Source organism: Bradyrhizobium sp. USDA3516, assembly GCF_057651995.1.
The window spans coordinates 36,733-57,241 of sequence record NZ_JBYGYN010000010.1; the positions used below are offsets into that span (position 1 = coordinate 36,733).

At 59.8% G+C, this 20,509-nt stretch carries 15 protein-coding genes and 8 pseudogenes; 11 read left to right on the plus strand and 12 right to left on the minus strand.

Going from position 1 to position 20,509, the window contains the following annotated elements; genetic code table 11:
• Positions 1 to 129: 129 nt before the first annotated feature.
• The 4 genes and pseudogenes from AC24YW_RS27770 to AC24YW_RS27785 all read left to right on the plus strand — a co-directional run.
• Positions 130 to 240, plus strand: a pseudogene (locus AC24YW_RS27770) (helix-turn-helix domain-containing protein); the annotation flags it as partial.
• 114 nt (positions 241 to 354) lie between these two features.
• Positions 355 to 660, plus strand: a complete 306-nt coding sequence (locus AC24YW_RS27775; RefSeq protein ID WP_487485715.1) for a hypothetical protein — start codon at positions 355 to 357, stop codon at positions 658 to 660.
• Between the two features lie 300 nt (positions 661 to 960).
• Positions 961 to 1,143 (plus strand): hypothetical protein, encoded by a 183-nt coding sequence (locus tag AC24YW_RS27780; RefSeq protein WP_487485716.1) that lies wholly within the window; start codon positions 961 to 963, stop codon positions 1,141 to 1,143.
• Positions 1,144 to 1,361: 218 nt separating this feature from the next.
• Complete coding sequence (locus AC24YW_RS27785) at positions 1,362 to 1,988, plus strand: LysE family translocator (RefSeq protein WP_487485717.1); 627 nt, start codon at positions 1,362 to 1,364, stop codon at positions 1,986 to 1,988.
• A 650-nt stretch (positions 1,989 to 2,638) separates the two neighbouring features.
• Here AC24YW_RS27785 and AC24YW_RS27790 read toward each other — a convergent pair.
• The 3 genes and pseudogenes from AC24YW_RS27790 to AC24YW_RS27800 all read right to left on the minus strand — a co-directional run bounded on the left by AC24YW_RS27790 (position 2,639) and on the right by AC24YW_RS27800 (position 6,630).
• On the minus strand, positions 2,639 to 3,892 hold the full coding sequence (locus AC24YW_RS27790) for a DUF418 domain-containing protein (RefSeq protein ID WP_487485718.1): 1,254 nt from the start codon (positions 3,890 to 3,892) through the stop codon (positions 2,639 to 2,641).
• Between the two features lie 628 nt (positions 3,893 to 4,520).
• A pseudogene (locus tag AC24YW_RS27795) lies at positions 4,521 to 4,727 on the minus strand (DUF6894 family protein); the annotation flags it as partial.
• A 733-nt stretch (positions 4,728 to 5,460) separates the two neighbouring features.
• A pseudogene (locus AC24YW_RS27800) lies at positions 5,461 to 6,630 on the minus strand (OpgC family protein).
• 1,584 nt (positions 6,631 to 8,214) lie between these two features.
• Here AC24YW_RS27800 and AC24YW_RS27805 point away from each other — a divergent pair.
• Positions 8,215 to 8,391, plus strand: a complete 177-nt coding sequence (locus AC24YW_RS27805; RefSeq protein ID WP_487485719.1) for a helix-turn-helix domain-containing protein — start codon at positions 8,215 to 8,217, stop codon at positions 8,389 to 8,391.
• Between the two features lie 1,016 nt (positions 8,392 to 9,407).
• Positions 9,408 to 10,558, plus strand: a pseudogene (locus tag AC24YW_RS27810) (IS30 family transposase); the annotation flags it as partial.
• A gap of 14 nt (positions 10,559 to 10,572) precedes the next feature.
• Here the strand turns inward: AC24YW_RS27810 and AC24YW_RS27815 are convergent.
• From AC24YW_RS27815 to AC24YW_RS27830, 4 genes and pseudogenes are all read right to left on the minus strand, one after another.
• Positions 10,573 to 10,830: pseudogene (locus tag AC24YW_RS27815) on the minus strand (transposase); the annotation flags it as partial.
• Between the two features lie 70 nt (positions 10,831 to 10,900).
• A pseudogene (locus tag AC24YW_RS27820) lies at positions 10,901 to 10,975 on the minus strand (IS3 family transposase); the annotation flags it as partial.
• 191 nt (positions 10,976 to 11,166) lie between these two features.
• On the minus strand, positions 11,167 to 11,313 hold the full coding sequence (locus AC24YW_RS27825; protein ID WP_487485720.1) for a transposase: 147 nt from the start codon (positions 11,311 to 11,313) through the stop codon (positions 11,167 to 11,169).
• Positions 11,314 to 12,637: 1,324 nt separating this feature from the next.
• Entirely contained in the window at positions 12,638 to 13,033 is a 396-nt protein-coding gene (locus AC24YW_RS27830) for a hypothetical protein (protein ID WP_487485721.1), read from the minus strand.
• A gap of 225 nt (positions 13,034 to 13,258) precedes the next feature.
• On the opposite strand from AC24YW_RS27830, the gene AC24YW_RS27835 reads away from it, so the two are divergent.
• Positions 13,259 to 13,540, plus strand: coding sequence for a hypothetical protein (locus AC24YW_RS27835; RefSeq protein ID WP_487485722.1), 282 nt, complete (start codon positions 13,259 to 13,261; stop codon positions 13,538 to 13,540).
• Positions 13,541 to 13,906: 366 nt separating this feature from the next.
• Here AC24YW_RS27835 and AC24YW_RS27840 read toward each other — a convergent pair whose 3' ends face one another.
• The gene (locus AC24YW_RS27840) at positions 13,907 to 14,359 is read right to left on the minus strand and encodes a hypothetical protein (RefSeq protein WP_487485723.1); all 453 of its coding nucleotides are present in this window, start codon (positions 14,357 to 14,359) and stop codon (positions 13,907 to 13,909) included.
• Between the two features lie 6 nt (positions 14,360 to 14,365).
• The gene (locus tag AC24YW_RS27845; RefSeq protein WP_487485724.1) at positions 14,366 to 14,587 is read right to left on the minus strand and encodes a hypothetical protein; all 222 of its coding nucleotides are present in this window, start codon (positions 14,585 to 14,587) and stop codon (positions 14,366 to 14,368) included.
• 707 nt (positions 14,588 to 15,294) lie between these two features.
• On the opposite strand from AC24YW_RS27845, the gene AC24YW_RS27850 reads away from it, so the two are divergent.
• From AC24YW_RS27850 to AC24YW_RS27860, 3 genes and pseudogenes are all read left to right on the plus strand, one after another.
• Positions 15,295 to 15,579 carry a hypothetical protein gene (locus tag AC24YW_RS27850; RefSeq protein WP_271595783.1) on the plus strand — a complete coding sequence of 95 codons (285 nt, stop codon included), beginning with the start codon at positions 15,295 to 15,297 and terminating at the stop codon, positions 15,577 to 15,579.
• A pseudogene (locus AC24YW_RS27855) lies at positions 15,580 to 17,261 on the plus strand (DNA polymerase/3'-5' exonuclease PolX).
• Entirely contained in the window at positions 17,261 to 17,500 is a 240-nt protein-coding gene (locus tag AC24YW_RS27860; protein WP_487485725.1) for a hypothetical protein, read from the plus strand. Before AC24YW_RS27855 ends, AC24YW_RS27860 begins: the two are co-directional and overlap by 1 nt.
• A gap of 485 nt (positions 17,501 to 17,985) precedes the next feature.
• Here the strand turns inward: AC24YW_RS27860 and AC24YW_RS27865 are convergent, their stop codons facing one another.
• The 3 genes from AC24YW_RS27865 to AC24YW_RS27875 form a co-directional block, all read right to left on the minus strand.
• Positions 17,986 to 18,405: a hypothetical protein gene (locus tag AC24YW_RS27865; protein WP_487485726.1), complete on the minus strand. Its 420-nt coding sequence runs from the start codon at positions 18,403 to 18,405 to the stop codon at positions 17,986 to 17,988.
• 14 nt (positions 18,406 to 18,419) lie between these two features.
• Complete coding sequence (locus tag AC24YW_RS27870; protein ID WP_487485727.1) at positions 18,420 to 18,614, minus strand: hypothetical protein; 195 nt, start codon at positions 18,612 to 18,614, stop codon at positions 18,420 to 18,422.
• Between the two features lie 594 nt (positions 18,615 to 19,208).
• On the minus strand, positions 19,209 to 19,754 hold the full coding sequence (locus AC24YW_RS27875; RefSeq protein ID WP_487485728.1) for a TlpA disulfide reductase family protein: 546 nt from the start codon (positions 19,752 to 19,754) through the stop codon (positions 19,209 to 19,211).
• A gap of 408 nt (positions 19,755 to 20,162) precedes the next feature.
• Between AC24YW_RS27875 and AC24YW_RS27880 the strand changes: the two are divergent.
• Positions 20,163 to 20,424, plus strand: a pseudogene (locus AC24YW_RS27880) (winged helix-turn-helix transcriptional regulator); the annotation flags it as partial.
• Between the last annotated feature and the right edge of the window lie 85 nt (positions 20,425 to 20,509).

Consider the following 20,509-nt stretch of genomic DNA (forward strand, 5'->3'; position numbering starts at 1 on the left):
GGGCGCAGTCAGTGCCAGTCGACTCTGCGGCACACCGTGTAAAGTCTGTAAAGTGACCAGAATTCAGAAGATCTTTGCTGGCGACCGACCGCCGCGGCGGCGTGAACTACGCGGGACACCCAAGCCGAACTCGCGGACGCTCTTGGAATTTCGGCTGGCTATCTGAGCCAAATGGAAGGAGATCAAAGGCCGATCACGCGCAAGCTACTAATGCGGCTCAGCCGTCTGCTCGGTATTTGATCGAATTATATCGCGGCTGACGATGAGTTGCGTCTCGCGAGCAAACGCGCGTGGCACAGAATGCTTCGGGTGCCGCGAGCCGCTTCCCTATGATGAGGTCCGGAATTGGGTTGGATGGAAGCGAATTATTTCGATGCGCTTGATCATGCTGCCCAAAGACTCGCTGAGAGACGAAACTTCCATCCCGAGAACCACAGTGGAGACTTCATCAAGTTTCTGCGCGACGCGTATGGGATCCGCAAGGCGCAAGCTCCAGAGGATCTTGACAAGGGCATGATCTGGCGCGTTGATAACAACGCCAAGACAGTTTTTCTATCCGGAGATGCCCGGGTAGAAACCGGCTGTTCTGGATCGCTCACGTCATCGGCCTCCTGGAACGGCGAGAGAGCATCGAGCGGCAGATCAGACAGGCACGCTTAAGCAACGAGGAAGCCGCACCGCTAGCACGTTCGCTCTCGCCAACTGCTACGCCGGCGCACTGCTCATGCCGTACGAAGCCTTCTTCACCACCGCGCGCTGGGCGCGGTACGACTCGAACGACTTCAACGACGCTTCGGAACGAACAGGTCTTCCACCGCTTGAGCACACTTCAACGTCGGAACTCTCCGGGAATTTCCGTTGTATTTTTTTTAAGACCGACATCGCCGGAAATGTGCTGAACCGTAGCAGCGCCACGCGCTTTCGGTTCGCCGTTTCGGAGGCCCCTGCGCCGTCTGGAACGTGCACCGATCGTTTTCGCATCCTGGTCCAGTTGGCCGCCACGCCGGAGAGCCTGCGAACGCTCGATTTGTCATCACTAGGCGCTACCGCCGATTGGACACCCGCTTGACGTCAGTACAATCGAAAGAGGTCGTGCCATATCAAATCAACACCAAAATTCCGCGAACCAGCGGCAGCAGATGACGACGCAAGAGCAACAACGGCGGCTTCGGCAATCGGTTGCGCGTGGATGTGGACGTGTGTATCTGTAGTCAAGTTGAGAGCTAGCGCACGACAGGCTAACCGCATCCAAGAGCCCGCCGGGCTTGCAGGAGCAAGGAGGCCCAGGAATTTAGACGTGGGCCTTCTTTGTCCCACCCAGGCCTGAGGCGGGGTGCTCCGGACCGAAACAAGAGGCAGCCATGTTCGGATACCAGACTTTCCTCCTATTCTTGGCAGCGGCGCTGCTTGTGGCGATCACGCCAGGACCGGGTATTTTCTATATCGTCGCGCGAACACTTGCCGGCGGCAGGGGCGAAGGTTTGGCGTCCAGCGTCGGTCTGGGTCTCGGTGGGCTTGTGCACGTACTGGCTGGCGCGGTCGGCCTCTCCGCCCTCGTCATGGCGAGCGCGGAGGCTTTCACTTTGCTGAAGATCGCGGGAGGCCTGTATCTCGTCTGGCTGGGAATCAAAACATGGCGCGAAGCGCGTATCGTCGAACCGACCGACGTCCACACAACCGGAGCGCGTCGAGCCTTCCGTGAGGGCATCGTCGTTGAGGCGCTCAACCCCAAGACAGCCGCTTTCTTTCTCGCATTCATCCCGCAGTTCGTCGACCCATCGGCGAACGTTGCCACTCAATTCATCACTTTGGGCCTCATCTCCGTCGCACTTAATACGGGCGTAGATCTAATTGTCACCTATTGGGCCGCGAAAGCGAGAGCTGGATTTGCAAAGCGACCGTCGTTCATTGTCAAAACGCGACAGGCGTCGGGTGCTGTCATGTGCGGCCTGGGAGCGACGTTGCTGTTGGCTCGTCGCACAAGTTAGCCTTCCAGGCTCGCAAATCGCCGCCGCGTTTCAGCATCGGGACGCTCCGTGCTCCGCTCTCCAATAGGGAGACCGTGGGAAACGTGCCGGTGTTCGAATCATAACGGTCTTCTGGAGCAAGCTCCGAAAGCAGCCTTGTTGTGTCCGTGAGTTCGGACAATAGATCTTGTACCCCGCTCCAGTTAAGGCGGATCTCCTCTTCCACCAATGGCCCAGCCATGCGTAGGGCGAGGGGCAAGCCATCAAGATCAAAACGAGTTGCCGGGCCTCGGCAGCGTGTGCGTTTAGGAACGTGGGTGCGACGTACTTCAGCAATTCGAGGCGACACTCTCAGGCCTCGAAATCCCGGGAATTTGCGTTCTGTCGTATTGAGACTTGCACCCCGTTGCTCGTCCCCGCGCCATTCTCGTCCGGTCCGATCGCTTCGAGGACGCTGGAGAGGCGGCAAAGCGCCTAAAGAGCAGGAGAGGAGCCGGCGCGATCTCGCCGGCCGAGATTCGTCACCGGAACCATGGTGCAATGTCCGGTTTCCCGTCGACAGCCGATATCGCGACGCCTCGTTTCTTGCTCAGCTTGGGGCCAAAACTAGCCTCACGCGCTGGCGCGGCTTCCGCTTGAAGCAGAACGAGCTTTGGTATCTGGGGGCCGCATCAATCCGGTGTGGTCGCGCGCAGGATGGGTAGATTGACCTTTGCCCGCATAGGCTGCGGTACCCCATACATGCAAGAGCGCCAGAGCCACTCGACAGGACCGAACCGATAGCGGCCCAGCCACCACGCGCTGAACACCACCTGCGCGACATACACGAAAATGCCGATCGCCAGTGTCGCGGCCACGTCGAGGCGGCCAAATTGGCCTAGACCATAGCCGTAGAAGATCCAGCCGCAGATCACAGATTGCGCGAGATAGTTGGTGAGCGCCATGCGGCCAAGCGGCGCGGCCCAGCCCAGCATCCTCCACCCGCCCCAGAGGTTCACAGCGGCGATGACTGCGGCCGCATAACCCAGGGCCAACACGACCGCCCCCAGCTGTTCTACCGAAAAATGCGCGCGCCCGAGCGACGGCCAATCGAAGAGCTCCTGTCCTGCTGCCGCGAGACTCAATCCGGCGCCGAGAAGAATGCCAAAGGTTGCGACGACGAACAGCAGTCGCCGGCTCGCCGAAGCCCAACGCAAAACCCCGCTGCGCCACGCGAAGGCGCCGACCAGGAACAGCGCGACAGTGCGCGGCAAGGCCATGACCTGCAGCGGAAGAATCACCGTCACCTCGCGGATCCGGAACGCGAGCACATCGAAAAATCCGCCCGTGCCGTAGGCACGCGTTGCGTCCGCGGCAAGAGCGGCCATCCCGGCCGCATCCGGCAGCGGCACGATCGGCGGTAGCACCGGCATGGTCACGTAGAGCCCCAGGAGCAGCAGGGCTCCACCCGCCATGAGCCACCGCGCGCCGCCAAGGAAGGGCAGCACCACGAAGCCCGCCAGCGCATAATGGACGAGAATGTCGCCGCTCCAGATCAGATGGAGATGCACGAAGCCAATCCCCAGCAACACCACCAGCCTGCGCGCGAGCAAGATCATGCGCCGTGGATTGCCGGCAAGCCGCTCGAATTGGATGGCGAGGCCGACGCCGAACAGCAGCGACAACAGCGCAATCGCCTTGGAGTCGACGGCGACCGTCAGCACGGCCGCCACCGCCCGGTCGAGCGGCCCCGCCGGCTCCGCGTTCGGCAAGAACGACGCGAAGATGGAGACCCGAAATATGGTCACGATGTTCATGGCCAGCACGCCGAGCAGGGCCAAGCCCCGCAGGGCGTCAATCGCGTCGAGTCGCTCCGACGGGCGAACAGGCTTTGCAAGCGTGTCACTCGCCGGCGCGGTTCGCGAGGCGATGCTTCCGCCGGTCATTGCAGGACTCTCCCATTTCCGATGGGGAGATTTAGAATGCCGCCTCGTGCCGCATCAAACTACCTGAATTGGGGGGCTGACTCGAACCGTGACAAATTGATTTACTGCCAATGCGCGACGAAAGATTTTCTCTCACAAAAACTTCAATTGGCATACGAGCGCGAATGGCGGTTGTTGGGTCCGCGCGGCCGTCTTGAAATAGCCGGCGAAAGACTTGTGTCCGAATTATATCTGGGTTCTCGCATTGCACGACCTCATAAGAGGAGGATTTTGGCTGCACTTGCACCTATCGGTGTCCCCATATTCGAAATGAATATTACTGACTATTTGCATCAATGGGTCGAGGCACGCATCTAAAGCCGTAGCCTGAACTCCCAACGTAGAGAACGCGTGTCGTCTCAATGCAAGTCAGGAGCAAGGCAACGACCGCTTCGGGTCAAAGCGGCCCCTATCCGCACCACCAAATGCAGGCGCGACACCCATTGCAGAGCCCGCGCAGACACCACGGCGAGATGCGGGTCACAAGCAGCGGTCGAAGGGAGCACGGCTTCGCGTCCGGCTGCCGCCGATAGTACGATGGTCTCAGCCTTGTTCGGCTAATGGCCGGGTTTACTCGCCTTCACTCCTCTCAGGGCAGTGATTTGCTGTCGATCAGGACGATGGTCTCAAAGATCGACCCGCCGTTATCTCGGACCCTGACTGAAAGTCGACCTTTCCGGCGCCGAGCGAGGAACTCTCGCGCAGCCTCGCCGAGCGATAGGCAAGCTTCGTGTTCGGCTTGGGCAATATCCCGGAGCTCGGTCCCTTCACCGTCTTCGTGAATGGAGCAGCTTTCGTGATGATCGAACTAGAACTTTTCATGATCGGCATCAAAGACCGCAATCGGCGTTCCTAACCCTCCTATTGAATACCGCGGCTTTATTTAACCTGGATCGGATTTGTTCCGCGGCGTCCGTCCACTTCTCTTAAGGGTGCCAACGGATGTGCGCGGCATTGATCAGCATTGCGGCCGCGACCAAAAGAGCCGCCGAGCCCGCGAAGAAATGCAGAATAGCCACTCGGCAGATTCTCCTCAGGAGTTCCCGCGCTCCCGCGGAACCAGGAGCGTTGCCAACAGCAGCAGCACGGTGGGTAAAAGGAAGGTACCGGAACTGATTTCGATTGGTCTGCGGCTTATGATTCATCGTAGCCGATAAGTCCGACGGACGCATTCAACCGAGATAACTATCCGCTTCCTCAGGGACTGCATCGACGAGATTGGCGGATGTCGGCAACGGGTGTTGGCCGTGTGAGAACGCGAAGACGCTTGAGCGCGATAGATGAAGTTATTCGTCCGAGCCCGTTCTGGGCTCAAGCTCGCAGCGCCTTCAACTTTGATGGCGAACTGAAGAATGTAATTTAGTCGTGTTTCGATCCTTCGCGGATTCACACAGCCAGCGTCAAAAGGCGAAGAACTCAGGTTGAGCAAATCTGGTCCGATCTGGCTCAACAAGACTTCCACCCCCCGAGGCGCGACTTCGCAGATCGGCCAAGAGCTGCTCTCCGTCCTCCACCCGCGATCTACCAGTTTAGCGAACCGACGGAACTTTCCCGATCGACTGCGTCGCTGCTGACTTCCGGTCGCGCTGGATGCCGATCGCGTTCAGTAACCGCGCGACGCCGATCATCATCAGCACTCCGGCAACACTAACCACGATCTGCATCGCAAGCCCCTCCGAGAGGTCGAGCAGTGCAAGCTGGCTGGCGAGCGCCAGAAGGACGCCGAGACAATAGATCGGCAGCGAATTCTCGCCACAGCACTTCGCGCAGCGCAGCACCGGCGTCGATAGCCCCTCCCAATCCCGCGAAATGAACCGTAACGCCACAATTGCATAAGCCACAAAGTGCAGCAGCCGTATCGGACTGAGATTCGATTTATCCAGTGGAAATGACAGGTCCGTCAAACTTTGCGATACCAGCGGCTCGATGCTCCAACTCCGCGCAAGCACCAGGCCGAAAGCTAGATAGAGAACGGCCGGAACAAGCGCCAAGCGTGACATCATCCAGGGCCGGAATTTCTCTCCCTCAATGACGCACCATGCGCCCAGCACGATCAGAAGCTGCCAAGCCACCGGATTGAAGAACCAGACGCCGTTGGGCCAGGCGGACACTCTCCACGATGTGCACGAGCGCGTAGAGCAACAAGGACATGCCAAGGGTGAGGTTCGGCGCTCGCAGCAGCAACCACAGCAGCGGCGCGAACAGCACGTGGAAAATCATGAAAACCGGTAGGACGTCAGTGTTGACAGGCCGGTATTGCAGGATTGCGGCGTGCGCAAGCGTCACGCCCGGACGTTCGAGCAGAATTCGCGTATTGCTCCCGTCGGCGAGGTCATCGCTGCCCGCAAGGTAGACCAGGATGGCGCAGGCGAGTGTAAGCAGTAGAAACGCCGAATAGATGTCCCATCCCCGGCGCAGCGAGCGGCCGATCATGCCGCTCCAGCCCTCGCGCTCACGCGCCCTGCCGTAGGCCAGCGCACAGGTCACGCCCGAGAGGAACATGAAGATCTCGGCGGCATCGCAGAACAGTAGTTGCGCGGTGTCAGCCAGCTTCCAATGTTATTAGGAACATGATCGAGAAAGATCCACCATAACGCGATCCCGCGGCAGACATCGATACGCAGATCACGGCCGTCCGCTCTGAACTCCGGCGGAGTTTCGCCGAACAATCGCGTCGAGGTTTGACTTCGATCATCCATCTGTTGGCCCGCGCTCGCGCCTCATAGGGTCGATAACGCGCTCCAGCTATCCGATGGATGATGGAGGCTCCTTCGTCGCCCAGCTACTCCTCCGAGCGCCAGGGTAGGGAGGATCATCGTCCTCCCAAGGCGCTTCCAGGATTTTGTCGCCAATGCCCCGTATCAAAAGTTGCTTTCGCATTTCGGTGAGGCGGGCCCGGCAGTACTCGCGATAAAGCATGTTGAGTATGGTGGACATGATCGAACCTCTTCCTGATCACCACGATTGACGTCCCATGTGACAGATTTCGACCATTTCATCCGGCAGCTAAGAAGGAACAGTGCCGGGGAGTGATTTGGGTCCGACGAACCTTAAAGGTAATGCGGCGATCAAGGCACGATAGGAGACCGGATCAGAGGACAGTGTTGTTCTGCAGAACTTCCGCCCGCGGGCCGATGAGGCCGATTAGTCGCGAGCAGTCCGATAAAGTTGAATCTGGTCTTGCAGCCAGGGGTGTTCAAACTGGATCCGATGGCAGCAATTTGAAATAGAGTAGTTACAATCATCTCCTCTTAAAGGAGATATTTGCACGTGGCATTTGCAATCAATAATTGTCCTAATTTTCTGGCCGCCACGTGAGCCAGTTCACATCAGCATCAATCACAGGTGAATGAGACTAGCAGACAAATGAACTAGCTTCTTGGAATCCTGCGTACCTGAGGGGACGGTCGGTGCGCGAATTGCAAAATACGGATACCGGTAGCTGTCCTGCCGCAGCATTTTCGCCCAGTGGCTTATCAAGGCTGGAGGTCCCCATGTCTACGGACGCAGCCAATTTCGTGTCGCATCGATTCTCGTCGCGCGAGCATCCGGAGCGAATGCGACTTCCACTATGGCGCGAGAGGTTTGTGCGGGGAATAGTTCACGTCGATATCGAACCTCTAACGAACGTTCCGTTTCAAGCCGACGCAACATTGCAAGCGCTCCGGGGTCTGCGCGCGCTCGCACTGAAAGGCTCTCCCATGTGCTTCAAGCGTTTGGGGGCGAGCGTTGCTGACGGCGACGACTCAATCGGCCTAATTGTCTGCTTACCCGGCAAAACTCGCTTATCGCAGCGCGGCCGGGACATCGAGCTTTGCGCCGGCGACGCAACCTCGATTCTGCATTCGGAACCCGCTACCGTCACTTATCGACGGAATGCTATTTGGTCTGGCGGTGCCCCGCGAGGCCCTTGCGCAGCGCGTGGCAGATATCGAGAGCCTCGCCATGCGGCCGATTCCGCAGAGAAATGAACCACTCCGCCTCCTCATGGCCTACCTGAAGTCAGCATTTAAGGAGGGGGCTCTGGCCGCCCCCAAGCTGCGTGATGCGATCGTAGCCCACACCTGTGATCTTGTTGCGCTCGCGGTCAGCGAGTGCGCTCCCTTGGGCGAGAGTGATGCGAGTGCGGTCGTGGCCGCGCGCCACAGCGCCGTACTCGACTACATCGCGGCACACTTTCAGAAGCCCGGGCTTAGCGTCGAGTAGGTTGCTCATCGCCAAGGCATTTCACCTCGCTATCTGCAGCGCCTGATGGCATTATCAGGATCATCGTTCACGGGCACGTGAATGAGCTACGTCTCCAACTTGCGTTCAAACTGTTAACCGAGGCGCGCGCCAGCACGCAGCTGATTTCCGACATCGCGCTGGAGGTAGGCTTTTCGGATGTTTCGCATTTCAATCGCCTGTTCCGAGCTCGCTTCGGCGATTCGCCGCGTGGGATTCGCAGGGATACCGGCTAGAGCCACGTGCCCCTGATCGGCGCGTGCACGAGATCCTGTTAGCGAATGCCGGCATTGGGTCAAAGGCAGCGGTGGACGCCAAGTTAGATCGGCGTCCGATTTGCCCCTGACAGCCAATTCGCTTTAGGAACGACCAACCCGGCGGCCCATTGAAGATGAGGAACGTCAGTTCCGCGACGCGCTGGCGTGCCAGCACGTTAGTGCCGCAAGGGTACAGCCATGTACGACATGCAAACCCACCTAGAGAAACTCCTCACGGAAGCGGAGGAGTGCGCGCATATCAGCAGACGCCACGCAGCCGACCAATCGAAGAGGGAGTTGTTTGCTGATCTCTCCTCGCACCTATTGGGGCTCGCTACCAAGGTGGAACTCGCCACCGAAGAGCGCCAGGGGTCTAACAGGTAGTGTGCATGGGCGAACCTTGCCTGCGTCTTGCACTGACGCTCGGAGAGTATGTCTAATCGCGACATGCGATCGGCAGTCAATGATCAGGTTCTTCCCTTCAATCCGGCCATAATCGCCGCAAGCTTCCCTGCGACACCTTTGAACAGCGGCAACTACAGGGTCGCACCATCAAGATAGCCAATCCGGCGAGTCGGCCCCTCTGCGCACCAGCGCGGCGAGACAAGCAGTGCCGCACTAGTTGCCGGAGTTCCTAACGGGCTGCTCTGCTACGTCTCGGAGGGTGCGGACCTGCTCCGCCCGGCGCGCGAGCTCCTCATAGGTCTTAGCGACGTTACGCAAGCTTTTCCTTGTCTCAGGATGCTCGCAGTTGTCTGCCTTCGCCCGAAACTCCTCCGCTCGCATCTCCCAGTAGTGAGGCGAGTGCATACGCTCGATACCCATGACGCCAAATTTCCTGAATTGGTCGTTCATGCTGATTAATGTACATTCAGTCCAAGTGTTCGCGCTGCTACCCAGGGAACAGTTAGGTCGCTTCCTCAGCCTAGCGAGCAAAAACGGTAGGAGCAGGATCGCGCCGGAGAGCCGGCCTGCGTCCGCTCCGGGTCTTGATTGTATCGCAACCTGTCGGAAGCAGATTGTTCCGAAAGGCAGGCGGCATGTCACCAGCGATGTTAGATCTTCGGGCAAGCCTCGCTCCGGGGCGCCACCTTTCATTGCCTGAACGTGAGGAAATCGCCCTTCTAAAGGTGCAAGGCCATTCTATACGGAGATCGGGCGCCGCTTGGGGCGGGATGCTTCGACGGTCTCCCGTGAACTGCGGCGATCGGACAACAACTGCCCAATGGCGTGCAGACCGATCTGCCCGCCGGCCCAAGCCCGACCAAGCTTGCGATCAACGAGCCTTGCGCACTTATGTGGAGTGGAGACTTGCCGGCGGCGTTGTAGCTCCTGCCGTTCGGTGGAACGGCCGCCGGCATGGCCGGCGAAAGGATCGACCATGGGCCAAGGCATGGAGCCCTGCGCAGATTGCCCGACGCTTGCCGATCGACTTGCCGGACGACAAGACGATGCGCATCAGCCACGAAGCCATCTATCAGGCTCTCTTCGTTCAGGGCCGCGGCGCAATACGCGCCGAGCTGACGGCCTGCTTACGAAGCGGACGCGTGTCGAGCGTGCCCAGGGCGCGCGTACGCAGGCGGGGCAAGCGCTTTGTTTCACCGGAGATCCTGATCAGTGAACGCCCCGCTGAAGCGGCCGATCGAGCAGTGCCGGGACATCGGGAGGGGGACCTGATCCTCGGTCTCGGCAGCTCGGCGATCGTCACGTTGGTTGAGCGCATGACGCGCTTCACAATGCTATTGCAGCTTCCCCGGTTGGCGGGGCATGGCGAAGCTCCTCGCAAGAAGAACGGACCTGCGCTTGCGGGACACGGGCGGAAGCGGTGCGTGACGCAATCTCGCGCACAATCATCACCTTGCCCGAAGAACTACGTCGAACGCTGACTTGGGATCAAGGCGCCGAAATGGCTCAGCACGACCGCCTCAAGATCGACGCAGGCATCCAGGTCTACTTCTGCGACCCGCAAAGCCCTTGGCAGCGCGGCACTAACGAGAACACCAATGGGCTGCGCGCTTCCCGAAAGGCACAGACCTGAGCATCCACAGTGCCGACGAGATATTCGCTGTAGCAGCGGCCCTCAATGCCCGACCGACAAAGACGCTGGAGAACGCCGGCAGAAGCGCCTGACGAACTACTGTCATGAGTGCAAAACAATTGGTGTTGCGACGGCCGCTTGAATCCGCCTTGCACGCCGCGGTCGGAGTGATGGATCAGGCTGCCCGGTGCCGGTCCCCGACCCGCGATGGCTTTTTCCGGCGCGGCGATGGCAAGCGAAGCATCGAGTGTCTCTTCGAAGGCCCAGCCAACAGGCTTGCGCGAGAACGCGTCGAGAATGACGGCGAGATTGGCGAAGGTTTTGGCCAAATGCACATAGGTGATGTCCGCGACCCAGATCTGGTCGGGTGCGGACGGCACCAGGCCGCGGGACGACGAGAAAGCCCGATGGCCGCTCCGTGGGCGGCTTCAGGAACGGCGTCTTGCGCTGCGCCAGCAGGTTATCTTCGCGCATAAGTCGCTGAACTTTCTTGGCGTTTACGACCATGCCTTGGCGTCTGAGGGTGGCTGTTACCCGTCACGAAAAAAATCGAGGTCCATCTGCTGGCGGCCCACCAGCCGCTCGAGTTCGGCGATGCGGGCATTGGCAAGCGCGAGGGCGGAGCGCTTGTCGTCGTATGTCGCTAGCGGCTTGAGCTTGCGGGGACCAGGTTTGGGTCCGGGCTTCCGGTTCAAACCGTCCGGCCCATCGGCGTTTCAGGCTTTGATCCAGTCATGAAGAATCTTGCGGGAGATCCCAAGCTCGCGGGCCACAGGAAAGGCGCCTTCGCCGCGCTCAAGCCGCTTGATCGCCTTCAATTTGTAAGCCGTCCGAAACTGACGCTTCTTTCCTCGTCCTGCCACAGGTCATCCTCGAAATGCCTGTCACTGTAATTATCGTGTCTCACTTCAGGGGTGCAGTCCAAAGTCTTGTCGAAGGCAGCTTCTCGTCGCCGGAGACGCTGCGGCTTGGTTGCCTAACTCTCGGTGAAGACCTTGGGCCCTTAAAGCGGGTGGCCGAGACGTCGAACCATGTATGATCTTAGCCTTGCCCTCTTGAAAGAGGTTGAGGACGTGTTCTTATCCGCGCGTGAGATTAATGGTGGAGATGCGGCGCGAGATCGCCATCATCGCTGCTGCTCCTTTCAGGGCGCAGGAGCGCGACTGGTCTCCCAGTGATCGATAGAAGCCGCGAGCCGGACATGATGTCAGTAGCTTCAGCCGTTAGACATCAGTCAACTAGGAGCGAGTGCCAAAGTGGTGGCTTGAGAGCTTTACCGTGCTCCTGTGATCACGCGAAAGCGGGAAAGAGCCTGCTTGTCAGGCGGCAGGGCAATCGGCTTAGCCTTGGTATCCCGCCGCGCAGTGCACTTGCAGTTTGGGCAGATGAAAAGGTGGGCGATCATCGGTTCGGGATTGTCTCGCACCAACTCAGATCGAAACCACCTCATGGAGAGGTGGCAATTCGGGCAACTTGGAACTTCGAAGTGCCCCAATGCGTCCTTCAGTCGATTCATGGTCGCCCCCCAGGTTGAAGGCAACCGTATCAGCAGCCATCCGATCACAAGCTATCAAATGATCGCCTAAACGGGACACCAAATTCAGCGGTCCCAGCGGGGCAGCTGGGCCATTAGCATGCTGCTATACCCCGGGGCTGGGAATGGGCATCAAAGTATAGCGACAACTGTTTGCCTGCCCCTTGTTCCCAAAAATGAGCCCGGGCAGAATGCCACGCCCAACGTACTCAGGCGAACAAGCCCTCAAGCGGCACGTGAGGTTGCAGAGCGGCCCATCAACTCGCCACGGGCGAAGGGCCACGCGGCATCTATGCCGCACGGCACTGCTTGCAAATGTCCAGCCTCACCGAATTCCGTCGCGAGCGGACGCTAGCAGATTCGCAATTTCGACCACAAAGTCAGCGGCCCGAGAGCCGGTAATTTTCCGGAGTGTCGATTTTCGTCTGCTTTAATAATCCTGGCGAACGATACCATCCATGATTCGAGAGCTTGACCATCAAGCAGAAGCTCTTGCCGCAATGAGAAAAGCGATCGCCGCGACTTGTCAAGCAGAGCGCGACCGATGGCTGCGGGTCGCACTGGCATGGAAGGACTTGGCGCGCCTAGTCGATCGCAAGGCTGCGGCGCAATGAAGCTCACGGCAGCACGCCGCGCGAGATGGGAGCCGCCGATCAATCGGCAAAAACGAACGTCATATCCTGGAATTTCTGCAGCGGCAGATTCGTGATGCTTCGCTGCATCGTTTGGATATCCACGCTAGCGCTTGACGGGACCGCCCGTGCAAGATGAGGATCGAAGAAAGCAAGCTTTGCGGCGACACCGACCAGGAGAACTGCGACGAGGCTCAGAGTGGAATGTACACGCATGATCGCTCCTCCTTTGCAACTGCAGTGGGGGCTCCATTCCCCTCCATTGCGATCTTGGAGTGTAGATAGCGTGCGTTTCAGGTTCTTTTCCTTCCGCCATGAAATGGTTTCGTCGACCTGTACTTTCGGCTTCGCGGTCGCCGGGCTACGATCTTGGGTTTCCGATTGGTTGAATGGCGCGTGCACGCCTAGTTCGTTCATGCGTCGCGTAAGCTCTGCTTGACGACTGCGGGCAAGCAGGTCTCTTCCCAGGTTTGTCGAGGCCGCCCTTAAGAACCGTCGCGCGCGCCCTCAAAGCGCGTTAGCGGCCTTCTAATGGGTTCGGCCATACCGCGACACCCACCTTGGAAATTTGCCAGATCTCAGGTGTGGCCGCTAAACGTCGTCGCAGGTGTGAAGTACCGGGTGTGACTGTCCACATAGGATATGGAAGAACTCGTTGCTCAGCTTGAGAAGATTCGCCAACATGAAGCTGAATGTGCTCGATTAGCGAGGGCCGCCCAGGACAGGCAGTCCCGGGTTCTGTGCGAACGCCTTGCGGAACGGCTCGGCGAAATGCTGGAAAACATCGAGACGACGATCACCGCGGGAACGAAACTGAATGCCCGCTGGGAACGGTTGTTCGGATGCGATGCAATTCTGCACTGTCTGACAAAATTCGGCGACCTCGAACCCCGGTACCCCGGCGGGTTCAATGGGGGCCCCTAGGGAGCGCCACGACGCCGAGAGCCCCGACAATCAGCGTTCGGGTGCGCGCCAAAACGCTTGCTACACGCTTCGCTACACGTTGTGCCGCTGAGTTGCTCTCTCTCCTCTGAATAGATCGGCGCACTTGCAAGCGGTCGCACAGACGGCATCGGCGCCCTTGCATGGTGTCCTTCCTTCTCTAGTGGTGATGGCGGGGAGGCCGGCCGGCGCAGATCTCTACCTGCAAAACCGCTTTGCGAGCACGATCGCCATGCCGCTGTGGCCGCGCTCGCGCGCCAGCTTCTCGGGCGCCGCGACGCTGCGGGCCTCGCGCACCATGCTACCGGCCGCACAGAAGGCCGGCCGGTCGGCGACGCCGGTCTGCCTCTACCCGACACGTCCGAGCGGAAATCTCCCCTCGGGCGGACGAGTACCGGGACGGCGCCAACGGATCGGCCCCGGGAAGCTATTGGCGATGCTCAAGACCCGTGCCTCATCCGTTTCAAGAGCTATTTTTTGGGCGAGCATGACATCGCCCAGGACCAAGCCACCCACCGGAACGAAGCACCACCCTTTCCCGAGCCGCCCGTATTCGTCGATTTCGTTGACGTTGCCGGACGTTCCCAGCCGGATGCGGTACCGCTTTCCGGTATCGCACCCAATGACGTCGAAATATCCTTTCCTATCGAATTCGACCCTTTGCTGGGGCGAAAGCCAGGAATGCAGCAGTCGCAGCGCTCGAGCCTGGACCGTTTTCTCCTCCTTTGCTGCTTGATAAAGCCTACCAACAGCCAGGCTCCGAAGGGTCCACGGGCCGACGCGACCGAACCTCTTCTTCACTGGTGCTCACCCGCCGACGAGCCGCGGGAAAAACAATGTCTCTTCGGCAGTCGGATCGAACGTGGTGATCCTTGTTGCCTCACCAGGCCCCTTCCGTACCGCCGCGGTATAACCTTTGCTCGTAAATTGCAGAAAAAGCCTCTCCGCCTCTTCCAAAGCTTCTGCATTGGAGCTGTCGAAGAAGTGCCGGCTATCGCCGCTGTGATCCATCACGATTTGCATTGCCATGCTGAGGTCTCCCGATTTGCACCTCACAAGCAATGTAGAATCCGAGCCCTCGTTCCTAATTGACCTAATCGCCAACGAGACACCTTCGGTCGCTCTGCATCATCAGCACGAAGACGGTCCAGTGGCTTTGTCTGACGTCCCTGACCGTCGCCTCAGCTTGGTCGAGGCTCGACCGAACATCGATTTACGGTCTCGGGCGGAGTAGTGCAGGGTTCTCAACCGATCGATTGCGTGCTGCCGTGCAGCTGTCATGGCCGCACCAATGTTAGCTTCACCTGTCATTGGCCCGCTCTATCACCCGTCTACGACCCCTACCCGAAGCTGATCGGCTGGGACTTTGTGTCGATTACAACAGGTTCGGTGGGATGGCGATCGACCGGCCTAGGTTCCTGTGATTTTCCTGGATTACGGTCAGCTAGTGAACACACAATCGGGCCCCACCGAAGAGCGGCCTTATGGATCGCTTATGACCCGTCACGGGCCGCGCGGCGCAAGCAAACGAGCAAACCGTCACGATTAGGACGAATTGAGCGCGAGCCGTGGAGCCGGATGAGCAGAACAGCGAAATCGCTCGCCGAGATCGAGTATCGGGCAAACCCGGTGGAGCTGCGGCACCCGCCTTTCAAGGACCATCCCAGGACCTTTGATAGGGCGCGTGTGATAGCCTTGGCTGCAGAACTATCGGCGGGAACAGGCGTTTACCGATCATGTCAGACGCATTCGACTACTTCCGCGCCTACGCCGTCCGAGCTTTTTGCAAGGCCCGATCGATGCCGAAGGGCCGGATGAAGCACCTGCAGCTTGTGGTCGGCCGGATCTATAACCTTCTCAAGAAGGAGGCGGCTTATGGCCCGAACACGCAACACCTGGAAGACTTCCGGGCAGCGCAGAAGCTCGACAGATCTCTGGAGAGTCGGCCCAACGACGACATGGCCCCTCGAACTCGCTTTGCCGCAACGAGTCCTCATCGGGCCGGGCAGGAGGTTCGTTGAGTGACTTCCCTCGACGCTCGCACCGTAGCAGGACTCCTGCGAGAATATGCGCAGCGCACCGCGTTGCGTGGCGGCAACCCCTACCGTGCAAAAGCCTATTCTCGGGCCGCCGATAGCTTGGGCGCCCTTGTCGTCCCGCTGGACGCGGTCATCGCCGAAGATCGTCTCACGGAAATCCCGGGCGTCGGCGATGCTATCGCCGACATTATCACTAAACTTCACCAGACGGGCACTCATCCGAGCCTCGAAAAGCTGCGGAAGGAGATTCCTGAGGGGGTGCTCCAGATGCTTGCCGTTCCGGGTCTGCGTCCGGAGAAGTGCTGCGCCTCTACAAGGATCTCGGCATCGGCTCGCTCGCCGAGCTGGAGGCTGCCGCCAAGGAGCACCGCATCAAGAAGGCCAAGGGGCTCGGAGCCGCGCTGCAGACCAAGATCCTGCAGAATCTGGCGATCGCCAAAAGTGGAGAAGGCCGCCTCCATCTGCACCGTGCCGCCGCTCTGCTTGCGCAGGCGAAGGATTCGATCCGAAAGGCCCATCCCGAGCTGAAGCGCGTGACGCTCGCAGGCGACTTCCGGCGCGGCTGCGAGCTCGTCCGCGAACTAACGATCGTTGCAGAAGCTCCCAAGGGCGGCAAGACATCGGAGCCTGCTCAGACCGATAGGCTGCGGATCCGTTTGTCCGACCGCAAACACTTCGGCGCCGCCCTTCTCTTCGCCACCGGCTCCGCCGCTCACATCGAGCAGCTCCAAGCGATAGCCGCTAAGAAGGGATTGCGGTTGGAGGCCGACGGTTTGCACAAGGGCCGCACGGTGGTTGCCAGCGACGAAGCCGACATCTACCACGCTCTCGGGCTGCCCTTCATCGATGCCGAGCTCCGGGAGGGGCGCAACGAGGTCGAGCTGGCTCTGAAGGGCAAGTTGCCGAAGCTCATCACCGACCAGGATCTGCGCGGAATCCTTCACTGCCACACCGATGCTTCTGACGGGACAGAGACCCTGGAGACGATGGCGAAGGCCACCCGCCAGCGCGGGTTCGAGTATTTCGGGGTTGCCGACCATTCGAAGTCCGCCCACTATGCCGGCGGTCTCTCCGTGGAGGAGATCGCGCAGCAGCACGGGGAAGCCGACCGGCTGAACAAGCGCTTCGGCAAGGATTTCCGGATCCTGAAAGGCATCGAGTCCGACATTCTGGCGGACGGGTCGCTCGACTATGACGACGAGGTGCTTGAACGCTTCGACTTCATCGTCGCCAGCATCCACGGCCGGTTCAAACTGGACCGCAAGGAACAGACGCAGCGCCTGCTTCGGGCGATCTCCCATCCCCACACCACCATCATAGGCCACATGACCGGGCGAGAACTGCAGCGCCGGCCTGGCTACGAAATCGATATCGAGAAGGTGCTTCGGGCTTGCGCAAAGCATGACGTGGTCGTCGAGATCAACGCTCATCCGTGGCGGCTAGACCTGGATTGGCGCTGGCACCAGGCTGCGCTCGATTTCGGCTGCATGATGAGCATCAATCCGGACGCGCACTCGATTCCCGAGCTCGACCACATGCACTGGGGCGTCGAGATGGCCCGCAAGGGCGGTGTCCCTGCCGACCGGGTCCTGAACGCGATGACTCTTCCCGAGATCACGCGCTACCTCCGCCAGAAGCGCCGCTCGCTTGCTCGCGCCGCCTGATGTCGAATGGCGACGATCTCTCGATCGAGGGAAGGGTGGTGGCGGTCGCCGCCGATTGCGGGCACCACTTCAGCAAGCCGATCCAGGGCCGCATAGTCCTGGTGGAAGGCCACGGCGTCGAAGGCGACGCCCACGCCCGTGCGTTCGTCCGGCATCGCTATCTCGCCCGGCGCCGACGCCGGCTTCCCAACCTGCGGCAGGTCCACCTGATCCCATTCGAGCTCTTCGCATCTCTCTAGGAGGCTGGTTTCCTGGTGCGAGCCGGAGAGCTCGGCGAGAACATCACCACTGCGGGCCTGGACCTCGAACGGATGCCGCTCGGGACGAGCTCGGGCCCACAGCCATCGTCGAGTTGACCGGCCTCCGCACGCCCTATGTCCTGATCGACCGCTTCCGGGCGGGCCTTAAGCGGCGCGTGCTCTCCTCGGCGGAAACGGGCCCTGCATTGAGATGTGGGGTGCTGGGCATGGTGCGGGGCGGAGGGGCGGTCGTGGCCGGCGATATCTTGCGGGTGCGCCGCCCGCCCACCTCGTTTCAGGCCCTACCGGGCCTGTAAGAGCCCGGTGCACAACTCGGCCGCCTGATGGCCGAATCGAAAAGCGGTCGGTAGATCGGCCGGCTTGGCCGCAAACAAGGTACGGCGGTACGCTTTAGGGCTGGGGAGGCAATCGACAGTCCAGAACTAACAAAGCCGCCGAGCTCCGCTGGCGGCTTTTTTCTTTGACTAGGAGGTGTTCGCCCTGGCTCGTTCGCGGGCCTTGCGGCGGCGTTCACGGCGTTCGCGCCGCAGCTTCGCACGGTCGGCGAGCTGCGGGAGCGGAGGAACCGCCGCTATTTCGGCTACCGGCGGGATCGTCTCGCTGGCCGCCGCCGCTTGGATTGGCTCCGGCATCGGTCGGGCTTCCATAAATTCAAGCACTTCGCGTCCTTTGGAAGTCAGCCTCCAACCACCCCTTGTGCGTTCGACGAGCCCTTGTGACCAGATGTTAAGATCCGGCACCCGCGCCGCGAGGCGTCTGGTCCGCTCCGCCCAATCGCGTCCGCTGGTCGCCAGGATGGCCATGTCCCTCTTGAGGTCCTCCATCACGGCAAACCCATCCGGATATGCCACCAGGATCTTGAGGACCGTGACTTGGAAGTTCACGTCCGCCCTCCCGATCAACGCCATATCGTGGGCGCGTGCGAAAGGGCATCTTGCCCAATCTGCCTAAGCCTCTCGCGAGAGACTTCGCCCCCCGTTTCGAGGATCTTCGAAGCAACGTGCGTAAGTGCGCCGATCTGTCGGCCTGAAACGCTTTCGCACACTTCATCAAGGACCGCGCGCAAAAGCGCGATGGTTGCCGTATCGAACATGAGGTGCCCCCAGAAGGGAAAATCCAATCTTAGCCCGGTTTTGCCGGCGTGTGGATTCGGGCATGTTAGCCTTTGTGGAAAATACGATCGAACTAGAAACGGGTGCAAGATTACGGGTGCCGATGCCCCGCCCGCAAACCTATTGGGTTCGAAGCCGCGTTCGCGCAAAACAACGCGCGGTAACGATTCACGACAACCCACTCTCACTGTAATTATCGTGTCTCACTGCAGGGGTGCAGTCCAGTCGTGGGGACAGCTAGCGTTAGGCGCCACCGCTGAATGAACCACTTTTTTGTAGGCCCTCTTGATGACTCGCACAGGCATACTTTGTCGCCAATGGCACCGCACACCGTTTAGCTAAAGGTGCCGAAGGCACTCGTCCCGCCCCTTCCATCCACAGCCCACAGTATTTGTCGATCGCGCCGCGAACAAATTGACTCGCAGCTGGAAACCGGTCCGTTCGAAGCAACGGATCCGCATGGAGGAGACGGACGCTGAGCTCATCCGGCCTTAGAGCGACGCCTCTTCGAGGGCAGAACGCGGCTTCGCCCAATCTCTCCATCGCTAGCCTAAGTTTGACGAAAAGCGGCTCAGTCAGGCTTCTTGCTCCATTTCGCGCATTATACGCTCGTTTTCGGCAATCCGCTCTGTTTCGGCGGCTTTAGCTTCATCGCTGGTGCGCCAGCTGCCGTTAAGAATTTTCGGCAAAACGTCACCGAGCTGTGTCGGCAAACCGACAAAGGCGATGCGTCCGTCACGGTCGACCACGAAGGAGGTGGGAATCCCGACAGACAAGCTGGCATCCAGCCAGAGCTTTTCCATTTCGCCTGTGTAGTCGAACCCGATCCGGTAATTGAGATTCGGTACCTTTTCAGTCAACCAGGCGTCCAACTTGTCTCGGGCCTCGTCCGCTGTTTGAGCGCGTTCAAGAGCCGCCACTCCGATGACCTCAATGCCGCTGGTTTTGTATTTCTCTTGCAACTGCACCAGTTCCGGGACCGCCGCGACACACGGTCCGCACCAAGTGGCCCAAAGTTCGACGATGTACACCTTCCCAGGCTGGAAGCTCGGGAGGGGCTCGCCACGGAGCCAGTTCTCCACTTTTATCAGAGGAGCTGGAGATTCTAATCCGAGCACCACGTTACTCTCCAAAACTTAGTGCCCGACCTTGGGCGACTTTTTGTGTAGCTGATCTCTGGTCGCAGGCGCGACCGGCTTGCCGCATGGGGGCTTCCCAGCGAGATCCGCGGCGAATGTCGGTGCCGCCGCTAAGCGCGACGACGATCCAAGTCACAAGCAGGAAGGTTTTCCCTCATGAGGGGTTACATCCGTTCAAGGAAGCAGAGCTTCGGGTGGCGCGCATTTGTGTGCACAGCACTCGTTCGCTATTGCCGCACTCCAGTAGCAAGGTCTGTTAGCAAGGTCTGTGCCGTGTCGTCTGCGTGCATTGTCCTGAACCTATTTGCGGCGCACTTTCCTGAGGTTTGGACGATTTCCCGCATCGCACAGCAATTTCACGGCGGAGTTCACCTCAGGCGGGAGCTGATCATGCGATACGATCGAGTAGACGCCAACATCCTCGAGATTGTGCGAAAGAACAACCGCCTAACCGAGGTGCCCGGCCAAATGGCCGGGCTTTCTGCTACCGCCCTGTCAACGACGACTGAAGAGGCTCCGCTCTGAGGGCATCATCGAAGCCGATGACTCAATCGTATCGCCGAAGGCGGTGGGAAGACCTATTCAAATGCTTTTGCTGGTCATCCTGCAACGGGAGCGCGCCTCCCTTGCGAAGTCGATCCTAACTGCCATTGCTACATGATCCGTTAGGGCGGCGGCGGTCCTAGTCACGAGATCTTGCCGGATCGGCTCGCATGACCAAGCGCTCACTCCGCTTG

Excerpts from the sequence above, each read along its gene's own strand:
- AC24YW_RS27830 (WP_487485721.1), bottom strand. The coding sequence starts at position 13,033 with ATGAACGAACTAGGCGTGCACGCGCCATTCAACCAATCGGAAACCCAA.
- AC24YW_RS27775 (WP_487485715.1), top strand. The coding sequence starts at position 355 with ATGGAAGCGAATTATTTCGATGCGCTTGATCATGCTGCCCAAAGACTC.
- AC24YW_RS27850 (WP_271595783.1), top strand. The coding sequence starts at position 15,295 with ATGTCAGACGCATTCGACTACTTCCGCGCCTACGCCGTCCGAGCTTTT.
- AC24YW_RS27870 (WP_487485727.1), bottom strand. The coding sequence starts at position 18,614 with ATGTTCGATACGGCAACCATCGCGCTTTTGCGCGCGGTCCTTGATGAA.
- AC24YW_RS27860 (WP_487485725.1), top strand. The coding sequence starts at position 17,261 with ATGTCGAATGGCGACGATCTCTCGATCGAGGGAAGGGTGGTGGCGGTC.
- AC24YW_RS27790 (WP_487485718.1), bottom strand. The coding sequence starts at position 3,892 with ATGACCGGCGGAAGCATCGCCTCGCGAACCGCGCCGGCGAGTGACACG.
- AC24YW_RS27835 (WP_487485722.1), top strand. The coding sequence starts at position 13,259 with ATGGAAGAACTCGTTGCTCAGCTTGAGAAGATTCGCCAACATGAAGCT.
- AC24YW_RS27785 (WP_487485717.1), top strand. The coding sequence starts at position 1,362 with ATGTTCGGATACCAGACTTTCCTCCTATTCTTGGCAGCGGCGCTGCTT.
- AC24YW_RS27845 (WP_487485724.1), bottom strand. The coding sequence starts at position 14,587 with ATGGCAATGCAAATCGTGATGGATCACAGCGGCGATAGCCGGCACTTC.